Annotated in this window: 9 protein-coding genes; 4 read left to right on the top strand and 5 right to left on the bottom strand. The window is 69.9% G+C overall.

The genetic code is table 11. The features are described 5' to 3' along the window. Positions 1-36: 36 nt before the first annotated feature. The 4 genes from AC3A6R_RS10250 to AC3A6R_RS10235 all read left to right on the top strand — a co-directional run bounded on the left by AC3A6R_RS10250 (position 37) and on the right by AC3A6R_RS10235 (position 5252). Positions 37-825 (top strand): class II aldolase/adducin family protein, encoded by a 789-nt coding sequence (locus tag AC3A6R_RS10250; protein ID WP_487861500.1) that lies wholly within the window; start codon positions 37-39, stop codon positions 823-825. A 54-nt stretch (positions 826-879) separates the two neighbouring features. Continuing rightward, positions 880-1887, top strand: coding sequence for a Bug family tripartite tricarboxylate transporter substrate binding protein (locus tag AC3A6R_RS10245; RefSeq protein ID WP_487861501.1), 1008 nt, complete (start codon positions 880-882; stop codon positions 1885-1887). A 20-nt stretch (positions 1888-1907) separates the two neighbouring features. Continuing rightward, positions 1908-2864 (top strand): D-2-hydroxyacid dehydrogenase, encoded by a 957-nt coding sequence (locus AC3A6R_RS10240; RefSeq protein WP_487864419.1) that lies wholly within the window; start codon positions 1908-1910, stop codon positions 2862-2864. 126 nt (positions 2865-2990) lie between these two features. Next, positions 2991-5252 (top strand): glycoside hydrolase family 3 N-terminal domain-containing protein, encoded by a 2262-nt coding sequence (locus AC3A6R_RS10235; protein ID WP_487864392.1) that lies wholly within the window; start codon positions 2991-2993, stop codon positions 5250-5252. 12 nt (positions 5253-5264) lie between these two features. On the opposite strand, the gene AC3A6R_RS10230 is transcribed toward AC3A6R_RS10235, so the two are convergent. The 5 genes from AC3A6R_RS10230 to phnC all read right to left on the bottom strand — a co-directional run bounded on the left by AC3A6R_RS10230 (position 5265) and on the right by phnC (position 11412). Next, positions 5265-6980 carry a YadA family autotransporter adhesin gene (locus AC3A6R_RS10230; protein WP_487861503.1) on the bottom strand — a complete coding sequence of 572 codons (1716 nt, stop codon included), beginning with the start codon at positions 6978-6980 and terminating at the stop codon, positions 5265-5267. A 4-nt stretch (positions 6981-6984) separates the two neighbouring features. Then, positions 6985-9234 (bottom strand): phosphocholine-specific phospholipase C, encoded by a 2250-nt coding sequence (locus tag AC3A6R_RS10225; RefSeq protein WP_487861504.1) that lies wholly within the window; start codon positions 9232-9234, stop codon positions 6985-6987. A 44-nt stretch (positions 9235-9278) separates the two neighbouring features. After that, the gene (locus AC3A6R_RS10220) at positions 9279-9476 is read right to left on the bottom strand and encodes a hypothetical protein (RefSeq protein ID WP_487861505.1); all 198 of its coding nucleotides are present in this window, start codon (positions 9474-9476) and stop codon (positions 9279-9281) included. A 140-nt stretch (positions 9477-9616) separates the two neighbouring features. Continuing rightward, a complete protein-coding gene (phnE, locus tag AC3A6R_RS10215) occupies positions 9617-10615 on the bottom strand; it encodes a phosphonate ABC transporter, permease protein PhnE (protein ID WP_487864391.1) in 999 nt (332 codons plus the stop codon). Continuing rightward, positions 10612-11412: a phosphonate ABC transporter ATP-binding protein gene (gene phnC / locus AC3A6R_RS10210; protein ID WP_487861507.1), complete on the bottom strand. Its 801-nt coding sequence runs from the start codon at positions 11410-11412 to the stop codon at positions 10612-10614. The genes phnE and phnC overlap by 4 nt, the downstream gene beginning before the upstream one ends. Between the last annotated feature and the right edge of the window lies 1 nt (position 11413).

Below are 11413 nucleotides of genomic sequence, written 5' to 3'. Positions count from 1 at the left end.
TCTCTCTTTCATGAACCCGTCGCAAGGAACCCCACGATGAACGCTCCCGGCGTGCTCCAGATCCCTTCCATGAAAGGCCGCTGCTCCGAAGCCGAATGGCAGGCCCGCATCGACCTCGCGGCCTGCTACCGGCTGGTCGATCTCTACGGCATGTCCGACATGATGGCCAACCACATCTCGTCGCACGTGCCCGGCGAGCCGGGCGCCTTCCTCATCAATCCGTACGGGATGATGTACGAGGAGATCACCGCCTCGAGCCTCATCAAGGTCGATGCGAACGGCGAGATCCTCGCCAAGCCCGACTTCGGCGCGCTCGACTACGGCATCAACAAGGCCGGCTACGTGATCCACAGCGCAGTGCACGCCGCGCGGCCCGAGGTGGCCTGCGTGATCCACACGCACAGCTGGGCCTCGATGGCCGTGTCCTCGCTCGAATGCGGCCTCTTGCCACTCACGCAGACAGCGATGCGCTTCCTGAAGATCGGCTACCACGACTACCAGGGCGTGGTGCTCGACAAGGCGGAGCAGGCGTCGCTGCTCGCCGACCTCGGCGACCGCGAGGCCGTGATCTTCCGCAACCACGGCGCGCTCGTGGTGGGCCGCAGCGTCGGCGAAGCCTTCAACTGGATGCACCGGCTCGAGCTGGCCTGCCGAGCGCAGATCGGCGCGATGTCGTGCAACACGCCGCTGCGGTCGGTGCCGCAGCACGTGCTCGAAGAAACCTGGAACAACTACCAGCCCGGCACGCGACGGCCCTACGGCCTCATGGAATGGCCCGCGCTGCTGCGCAAGCTCGACCGCATGGACCCGGGCTTTCGCGACTGAACACAAGACGCACCCCAAACGCAACCACACGAAAACACAACGGAGACAAAGACAATGACCGCACTCACCCCCGCCCTCCCGCGCCGCCGCCGCGCAGCCACTGCCGGCCTGGCCGCGCTGCTGCTGGCCGCCGGCCTTTACGCCCCACGCCCTGCCGCCGCGCAGGCAAGCGACTACCCGAACAAGCCCGTGCGCGTGGTCGTGGCCTTCACCGCCGGTGGCACCACCGACATCCTCGCGCGCGCCGTGGCGCAGAAGCTGAGCGAGAAGCTCAAGCAGCCTTTCGTCATCGACAACAAACCCGGCGGGGGCGGCAACATCGGCACCGAGTTCGTGGTGCGTGCACCGGCCGACGGCTACACGCTCATCGTCAATTCGGTCGGCCCGATGGCGGTGAACCAGACGCTCTACAAGAACATGCCCTACGACCCGCTCACCGACCTCGTGCCCGTGGTGCAGATCGCCGACGTGCCGAACGTGCTCGTGGTCCATCCCGACGTTCCCGCGAAGACGCTCGAGGAATTCCTTGCCTACGCCAAGGCCAACCCGGGCAAGCTCAACTACGGCTCGACGGGCATCGGCACCTCGTCGCACCTGTCGAGCTTCATGCTCAGCAAGCGCGCGGGCGCCGAGACGCTGCACGTGCCCTACAAGGGCGCGACCGCGCTCAACGACCTGCTCGGCGGGCGCGTGCAGTTCATGTTCGCGACCATCCCCTCGGTGATCTCGCACATCAAGGCCGGTAAGCTGCGCGCGCTCGCGGTCAGCAGCCCGAAGCGCTCGCGCTCGCTGCCCGACGTGCCCACGGTGGCCGAGAAGGGCTTTCCCGACTTCTCGGCCGGTTCGTGGTTCGGCTTCTTCGCGCCAAAGGGCACGCCGCAGGCGGTGGTTGCGCTGCTCAACAAGTCGGTCAACGAGGTGCTGCCGCCGCTCGAGGCGCAGATGATCCGCGAAGGCGCCGACCCGATCGGCGGATCGCCCGAGCAGTTCGGCAAGTTCACGCGCAGCGAGTACGAGAAGTGGAAGACGATCGTGCGCGAGTCGGGCGCCGTGGCCGAGTGACGCCGCCGCTGCGCATCCTGATGTCGCCCGGCGGTGCGGCGCAGACCGCCGCCGGGCTCGCGGCCGCGCTCGCCGGGCGGCCGCACGCGATCGTCGTCCCGGGCGAGGACGCCGACGTGGCTTTCGTCTCGCGTGACGTCACCGGCTTGTCGACCAAGCACCGGCTGCAGCCGCACACACAGGTCTTCCACGATGCACTGCGCAATGCACTGTCGCTGCGCTGGGTGCATGCGCATTCCGCCGGCGCCGACCGGCCGGTGTACGGCGAGCTGCGCGCGCGCGGTGTCGAGGTGACGACTTCGTCGGGCGCCAATGCGGGCGTGGTGGTGCAAAGCGCGCTGGCCGGCCTCCTGATGCTCGCGCGGCGCTTTCCGCAGCTGATGGAAGCGCAGCGCCAGCATGCGTGGGCCCCGCTCGTGGCCGGCGACGCGCTGCCGCGCGACTTGGCGGGCCAGACCGCGGTGCTGGTCGGCTGGGGCCCCATCGGCCGCGGCCTGGGCACGCTGCTCGCCGCGTTGGGCCTGCGCGTGGTAGCGGTGCGCGGCAGCGACGTGGCCGCAGGCGCGCTCGCCGAGCAAAGCGTGCGCTACGAGCAACTGCATGCCGTGCTGCCCCGTGCCGACTGGCTGGTGCTGGCCTGCCCGCTGAGCGAGCGCACGCGCGGGCTCGTCGATGCACGGGCGCTCGCGCTGCTGCCGCGCGGCGCCTGCGTGGTGAACGTGGCGCGCGGCGAGGTGGTCGACGAGCCCGCGCTGATCGAGGCACTCGCGAGCGGCGCGCTGGGCGGCGCCTTCCTGGACGTGTTCGCCGAAGAGCCGCTGCCGCCCGCGTCGCCGCTGTGGGCACTGCCCAACGTGATCGTCACGCCGCACACGGCGGGCCATTCGGACGGCAACGAGGCGCGCGTGGCGGCGATGTTCCTCGACAACCTGGGGCGCTGGGTCGAGGGACGGGGGCTGGTGAACCGGGTGGATTGAGACGCAGCGCCACTTCGCGCACGCTGCCTGCCCCCACCCCAACCCTTCCCCGGAGGGGGAGGGAGAAACACTTCGTAGCGTCCGGCGGTTCGGGTCCTGCTTTGCAATCGTTTAAAAATGGGGGCAATGCGCATCTGCCTCCACGCCCTCCTCCTCTCCTCCTCCCTTCTTCTCACCGCTTGCACCACGGGCGCGCCGCCGCCGCCCGAGGCCCAGGCCGATGCGCGCACCGAAGCGCTGATCGCGCGCATGACGGTGGAGGAAAAGGTCGGCCAGCTGAGCCTCTACGGCCCGGCCGACACCAACATCCCGGGCAACCCGGCCGCGAACCAGCGCAATGCGCAGCGCGAGATCGACGACGTGCGCGCGGGCCGCGTCACGGGGCTGTTCAACAACGAAGGGCTCGCGCGCAAGCTGCGGCTGCAGCAGGCGGCCGTACGCGAGTCGCGGCTCGGCATTCCGCTCCTGTACGGCGCCGACGTGATCCACGGCTTTCGCACCATCTTCCCGATGCCGCTGGCCGAGACCGCCAGCTGGGAGCCCGATCTGGCCGAGCGCACGGCGCGCGCGGCGGCGGTCGAGGCCAGCGCCGACGGCTTCCGCTGGACCTTTGCACCGATGCTCGACATCGCGCGCGATGCGCGCTGGGGCCGCGGCATCGAAGGCATCGGCGAAGACCCGTACCTTGGCAGCCTGTTCGCGGCCGCGCGCGTGCGCGGCTTTCAGGGACCCGACCTCTCGCGCGGCGACGCGCTGCTGGCCACGCCCAAGCACTTCGCGGCCTATGGCGCGGCCGAGGGCGGGCTCGACTACAACACCACCGACATCTCCGAGCGCACGCTGCGCGAGGTCTACCTGCCGCCGTTCAAGGCCGCGGTGGATGCCGGGGCGCTGTCGATGATGAGCGCCTTCAACGAGATCTCGGGCATTCCGTCGATTGCCAACCCCGCCCTTCTCACCGGCGTGCTGCACCGCGAATGGCAGTTCCAGGGCTTCGTGGTGTCGGACTACACGGCCGACGAGGAACTGATCGCGCACGGCTACGCCGCCAACGGCCGCGAGGCCGCGAAGCAGGCCTTTCTCGCCGGCACCGACGTCAGCATGCAGAGCGGCCTGTACATGCGCGAACTGCCGGGCCTCGTCGCCTCGGGCGAGGTGCCGATGGCGCGGCTCGACGATGCGGTGCGGCGCGTGCTGCGCGTCAAGCAGAAGCTCGGCCTGTTCGAGCATCCGTTCCGCGGGCTCGAAGGCCCGCCCGCCGCCGAGCGCCCGTCGGATCCGGCCACGCTAGCACTCGCGCGCGAGAGTGCGCGCCGCTCGGTGGTGCTGCTCAAGAACGAAGGCGAGCTGCTGCCGCTGCAGAAGGCTGGCCAGAAGATCGCGCTGGTCGGGCCCTTTGCCTCGGGCACGCAGGACCTGCTCGGCGCCTGGAGCCTGTTCCCGGGCCAGGCGGCGCCCGTGGGCATCGACGACGGCCTGCGGGCCGCGCTCGGCGATCCGGCCTCGCTCACGGTGGTGCGCGGCTCGAACGTCGACACCGCGCTCGCGGGCGGCATCGAAGCCGCGGTTGCCGCCGCGCGCGCCGCCGACGTGGTGGTGCTGGCCGTGGGCGAGAGCGAGCGCATGTCGGGCGAGTCGCGCTCGCGCACCGACATCGGCCTGCCGCAGGCGCAGCAGGACCTGGCCGAGGCCGTGGCCGCCGCCGGCAAGCCGGTGGTCGTGCTGCTGAGCAACGGCCGCGCGATGGCGCTCAGGGGCGCGGTACGCAATGCGCGCGCGATCCTGGTGACGTGGTTCCTCGGCGTGCAGACCGGCCATGCGATCGCCGACGTGGTGTTCGGCGACTTCAACCCCTCGGGCCGGCTGCCCGTGAGCTTTCCGCAGACCGCCGGGCAGGTGCCGTTCTACTACGCCCACAAGCGCACCGGCCGGCCGCCGCCCGACAACGATGCGCAGATGGCCTTTCGCACGCGCTACCTCGACACCACCAACCGGGCGCTCTTTCCCTTCGGCTGGGGCATGGGCTATGCGCCGGTGCGCTACGACGGCGTGGCGCTCGGCAGCGAGCGCCTGGCGCCCGGCGGCGCGCTCGACGTGCGGGCCACGGTCACCAACACCGGCCGGCGCGAGACCGAGGAAGTGGTGCAGCTCTACATCGCCAAGCGCGCGGCCAGCGTGACGCGCCCGGTGCGCGAGCTCAAGGCCTTCCGCAAGGTGCGTCTCGCGGCGGGTGAGTCGAAGGCGGTCGAGTTCAGGCTCGCGGCCGCCGACCTGGCCTTCATGGGTCGCGACATGAAGCCGGTGGTCGAGCCCGGCGAGTTCGACCTGTGGGTCGCGCCTTCGGCCGCGGGCGGCATCCGCAAGCGCTTCGTGCTCGCGGGCAAATGATCCGGCACCGCCTCAGTCGAAGACGCCGGTGAACGCCACCCGGCTCACCACGCCCGAACTGGTCGCGCCCACGCCGAGCGTGACGCTGTAGCGCCCGTCCTGCGAGGTGCGGCGCAGCGATCCGCCCATGGCGCTCTCGCTGCGGAAGTTGCCGAGCCCCACCGCGTAGCTGATCTTGCCGGGCACGATCGGCGCAGCTTCCATCGCCGCGACGCCCGCGATGCCTGCATAGGCACGCCGCGCGTTGTCGTCGATCCGGTTCTGCAGCCATGCGGCCGTGAGGTCGGTGTAGGCCTTGCCGAAAGGCAGGCCCTGCGCGGCGACGGTGTCGGTGTAGGTGTTGGCCGAGGCCACGCCGTCCTGCACCATGCCCTGCACCTGCCCCACGTTGGTTGCGTCGGTCGGTTCGCTGCCGGGCGCCACGCCGGTGAGCTGGCGGTTGCCGAGCGCCACTTCGCCCGCCGACGACTGCGGCGCCGCCAGGCCGGCGGCCACGTAGTTCGACTGCGCGCCGCGGGTGGTCGCGCTGCCCGCGCCCAGTGCCACGCTGCCGGCGTGCGAAGCCGTTGCGTTGCTGCCGATGGCCATGGCGTCGTCGGCGCTCGCGCGCGCGGCGGTACCCAGCGAGATCGCCTGGCTCGCGTTGACGTACACGCCGGCATCGGTGCCGATCGCGATGTTGCCGCTGCCCACGACGCTCTGGCCCGCGCCGCTGCCTTGCGCGATGTTGTGGTTGCCGACCACGCCCTGCCCCGCCGCGTCGCCGACCGCTACGTTGCGGTGGCCCTCGACGCCACCGCCCGCAGCCTGCCCGATGCCGACGTTGTAGTTGCCCGCAACCTGCGCACCGGCCATCTGCCCCGACGCCTGGTTGCCCGTGCCGCTCACGCCGGCGCCCGCACCCTGGCCCGTGGCGATGTTGTTGCTGCCGTTCACGCCGCGCCCCGCATCGGCGCCGTAGGCCTGGTTGCCGTTGCCGACCACGTTGCGCCCCGCGTTGCTGCCGTAGGCCTCGTTGCCGCTGCCGGTCACGTCGGTGCCGGCCCAGAAGCCGGTCGCGTTGTTGTAGTCGCCGGTCACGTTCTGGCCCGCACTGCGGCCCATCGACTGGTTCCACCCGCCAACCACGTTGGTGCCCGCGTAGTAGCCGATCGCCTGGTTGGCGTTCTTGCCCGACACGTTGGAGCCCGCGCCCTCGCCAATCGCCAGGTTCCAGTTGGTGCCCACGTTGTTGCCCGCGCCCTGGCCGAAGGCCTGGTTGTTGCTGCCGGTGACGGTGCGGCCCGCATTGGTGCCGTAGGCGCTGTTGTGCGACCCGGTCACGTTGGTGCCGGCCCAGAAGCCCGTGGCGTTGTTGTAGTTGCCGGTCACGTTCTGGCCCGCGCTGCGGCCGATGGACTGGTTCCATCCGCCCACCACGTTCTGGCCCGCATTGAAGCCGATGGCCGTGTTGGCGTTGCCGCCGCTCACGTTGGTGCCGGCGGCCTCGCCGATGCCCAGGTTCCACTGGGTCGAGACATTGTTGCCGGCATTGCCGCCGATGGCCTGGTTGTTGCTGCCGGTGACGCCGGTGGTGCCGGCGTTCTCGCCGATGCCGAGGTTCTTCTTGGCCGGATCCCAGGCGACCGGCTGGGCCGACGCCATGCTGCAGGCCGCACCGAGCGCGACGGCCAGACCGAACACGGCCGCGGCACGCGCGTGGCGATGAAAGTGAATGGGGTGCGTCATCTGTTTACCCCTCCAGGTGCATCGCCATGGCGGGATCGCTCACGCCGGGCTTGCCCGTTTCGACGCGGCCCGCGAAGCGGCGCTCGAAGTGTTCGGCGGTCACCGTGAAGTCGTACCAGTGGCCGCTGCCGTCGAGGTTCCAGTGCAGCACGCCGGTCTGGCCCGCGGCCACGTCGAGCGTCCAGGGGCCGTCAGTGCGGTAGGCGTTGGCCGTCACCGTCACGGTGCCACCCGCCTTGCCGGTGTTGTGCACCTTCACGTAGACCTGGCCGTTCGCGGGCTCGTAGCAGACCTGCACCTCGGGCTTGAAGGCCGCGGTGTCGGTGGCGAGCGCATCGCCCGAGAAGCTGCGCACGAAGCCGTTGCTGCTGCAGACCCAGAGGTCGTACTTGCCGCTGTCGCTGGCGCCGGTGTTCCAGTGGTCGGCCAGCTGCTTGCCGGCCTCGACCGTGTAGCGGCGCGGAATGCGGTCCAGGTGCAGCTTGTCGTAGACGTGGAACACCGCGCCCTGCGTGCCGGTGTTGGCGAACACCAGCGACACCAGGCCGCGCGGCTCGATGCGCGCGCTGGTGTGCAGCTCGTACGGCAGCGCGCGCGAGAAGCGGGTGCCGGTCTCCTGGTAGAGCGGCTGCGGGGTGGCGGGCGCGGTCCGTACGGGCGCCGTCGGCAACAGTCGCTGCGCCGCGTTGACAGCCGGAAAGTTGCTGGTGTCGGGCAGCGCGGGCATGACCGGATCGTTAGGGCTCACGAAGTCGAAGCACGAAGTCAGGTCGCCGCAGACGGCGCGGTGCCACGGGCTGATCGCGTCCACCGTGATGCCGAAGCGCTTCTCCAGGAAGCGGCCGACCGAAGTGTGGTCGAACACCTCCGAATTGACCCAGCCGCCCTTGCTCCACGGCGAGATCACGTACATCGGCACGCGCGAGCTCAGGCCCCAGGGGCGGATCTTGCCGCTGGTGGTGTCTGCGGCGCTCAGGTAGCTGCCCACCGAGGCGTCGAAGTACTCGCCGTCGAGCGGCACGGTCGACTTGCCCATCAGGTTGCCGCTGGCGTCGTACGACGGCACTGCGGGCATGGCCAGGTGGTCGAAGAAGCCGTCGTTCTCGTCGAAGGTCACGAACAGCGCCGTCTTGCTCCAGACCGCCGGGTTGGAGGTGAGCGCGGCCAGCACGTCGGCGATGAAGTCGGCGGCACCCGCCACGCCTTCGCTGCTGCCCGGATGCTCGGCCAGCGCCTGCGTCGGCAGCACCCACGAGACCTGCGGCAGCGTGTCGTTCATCACGTCCTGCTTGAGTTGGGCGAGGAAGTTGGTCGCGCCGTCCGCCGTATTGGGGCCGCCCGTCAGGCCATGCTCATAGATCGGCGAACCCGGCTGCGCGGTGCGGAAGCTTTCGAAGGCCAGGCCGCCGTGCATGGCGCCGGTCCAGTTGTTGTTCATGTTCTGGTAGATGTGCCAGCTGATGCCCGCGCGCTGCAGCAGGTCGGGCAGCGTGTCCCACTTGAACGCGCTGTTGACGTACTTGTAGTTGTGCACACCGGTGGCCGGATCGATCTGGCCCGAGCCGTCGGCCTGCTGCGCACGGCCCGCGACCCAGTTGGCAGGCTTCGGCCAGCAGCGCGAGTTGACAGGTTCGGAGTCGGTGTCGGTGCAATTGATGCCCTTCTTGCGCAGCTCGGGGTTGAAGTTCGAGCCCGACATGAACACGATGCGGTTCGGGTCGGTGCCCGTGAGGATCGAGCAGTGGTAGCCGTCGCAGATCGTGAAGGCATCGGCCAGCGCGAACTGGAACGGAATGTCTTCGCGCACGAAGTAGCCCATCGTCGCCTGGTTCTTGAACTGGATCCAGGTGTCCATCTTTCCCTGGTTCCACGCGGCCTGCTGGTCGGGAAAGTTGTGCGGCGTGCCCGAGCCGATCAGCGCGTTGGCGATGCGCGAGTCGCGGCGGAACGGCTGGATCTCCGGGCCGCCCGCGGGGTCGGCCTGGAAGAACACCGGCTTGCCGTTGGCCAGCGGGATCGGAAAGCGGTCGCCGAAGCCGCGCACACCGCGCAGCGTGCCGAAGTAGTGGTCGAAGCTGCGGTTCTCCTGCATCAGGATCACGATGTGCTTGACGTCGTTGATGGTGCCGGTCTCGACGGCGGCCTCGATCGCGAGCGCCTTGCGGATGGCCGGCGGCAGCATCGTCATGGCCGAGGCGGCGCCGATGGCGGTTGCCGACTTGCGGAAGAAATCGCGGCGGTTGGAGGTGTTCATGGGTGTTCTTTCAACGCAGGGAAGTTGCAAGGCAAGCGTGGCGCTCAGGGCGCGCACTTGAGAACGGGCGCGGCCGGCGTCTCGGGCGGGTTCGGCTGGTCGGTGGGCGGTGGCGTCTGCCCGGGCGGCAGGAACGGCAGTCCACCGCCGCCGCCGCCACCACCACCGCCGCAGGCGGCAAGGCTCAGGCACAGGAGAAAGCCCGCCGCAGCGAGGCCATACCGGGAGGAACGTGGGGTCATGAAGCTGTCCTTTTCTGTGGTCGAAGGGGCGTGAAAAGCAAATGCAGGGCGAAGCCGGGCCGCGCAGGCCTTGAAGGGCCTGCGCCGCGGCGGAGAAAAGCAAAGGGAGTCGGGTGGCCCGGGCGGGCGTTCGTCAGGGCTCAGGCATAGCGGCTGCGCAGCCTGGCTGCGACCCTGTCGAGCAAGAGCACCGTCAGGAAGATCGCGATCAGGATCGTTCCGACGTGCGCGTAGTTGTACATGTCGTAGCGGCCCTTGAGCTCCTGGCCGATGCCGCCCGCGCCCACCAGGCCCACCACGGTGGCCATGCGCACATTGCGGTCGAGGATGTACAGCGTGTAGGCGATGAACTGCGGCATCACCTGCGGCAGCACCGCGAAGCGCATCACCTTGAGCTTGTTGGCGCCGATGGCGCGAAGGGCTTCCTGCGGCCTGTCGTCGGCGGTCTCGATGTCTTCGGCGTAGAACTTGCCGAGAAAGCCCGCCGAGTGCAGCGCAAGCGCCAGCACGCCGGCGATCGGGCCGAAGCCGTAGGCGATCACCAGGAACAGCGCGCTCACCAGTTCGGGCACCGCGCGGAACATGCCGACCACGCTGCGCGCGAGCGTGTACACAACGGCGTTCGGCGTGTAGTTCTTCGCGCTGCACCAGGCGAGCGGCGCGCTCAGCACCATGGCCAGCAGCGTGGCCCAGATGGCGATCTCGAAGGTCTCGAGCATCTTCACCGCCACATGCCAGAGGTAGCCGAAGGGCTCCACCAGCACCTCGCGCCGGTCGACCGCTTCTTCCATCTGCAGCGTCTGGGGATTGAGCTTCGGCTGGCGCGAGGTCTCGGTCTCGACGTGGGAGAACCAGGGCAGGCGATCCGCATCGAAGCCCTCGATGCGCGAGACCTCGGTGCGTTCGGACACCTGCGGCGGAAAGAGCGAGCGTGCGATGGTGCCTAGGCCCGACAGCACCTGCGACTGGTCGCGCAAGCCCACGGCCGCGAGCACGGCTTCGCCTGAGAGCGACAGCATGCGGCCCATCTCGACGCGCTGGCCCGCGAAGAAGCCCGCCACCACCACGATGAGCAGCACGGCAAGGCTGCGGGCGCCGAACGGGCGCGGAAGTTCCCAGGCCGATGCGGGCCGACTCATGGCGCGAGCTCCAACGCACCGGTATGCAGCGGCGGTCGAGCTTCGGGTGCCGCCCGCAACGGCGCCGGCTCGCGCCCGTAGACCGCATCGAACACCATCGGGTCGAATCCCGCGGGCGCGCCGTCGAACACCACCGCGCCGTGGCGCAGCGCGACGATGCGGTCGGCGAATTCGCAGGCCAGCTCGATCTGGTGCAGGCTGCACAGCACCGTGGTGCCGCGCTCGCGCGCCTGCTGCCGCAGCAGCGACAGCACGTCGTGGCTGGTCTGCGGGTCGAGGCTCGCGACCGGCTCGTCGGCCAGCACCAGCGGCGGGTCCAGCATGAAGGCGCGCGCGATGCCCACGCGCTGTTGCTGGCCGCCCGACAGTTCGCTCACGCGGCGCAGAAGATGCTGCTCCTGCAGGCCGACCGATTCGACCAGCGCGCAGGCCTTGGCACGTTGCGCCTCGGAGAAAAGGCCGAGCAGCGCGCGCCAGGTCGGCAGTGCGGGCAGCGCGCCCGACAGCACGTTCTCGGCGACGGTCGAACGCAGCACGAGGTTGAATTGCTGGTGGATCATGCCGATGCGCGGCCGGATGCGGGCCAGCGAAGCGGCGGCGATGGCAACGCCCTCGACCCGCACCGCGCCCTGCGTGGGCTTGACCAGCCCGTTGGCCATGCGCAGCAACGTGGACTTGCCCGCGCCCGAGGCGCCCAGCACCACGCAGAACTGCCCCGCAGGCACCTGCAGCGAGACGCCATCGACGGCGCGCGTGCCGTCGGCGTAGCGCATCGCGACCGAATCGAAACTCAGCATG

It is taken from the genome of Variovorax sp. Soil_C_19 (assembly GCF_057657255.1).
This window is presented reverse-complemented; position numbering and strand designations above follow the sequence as displayed.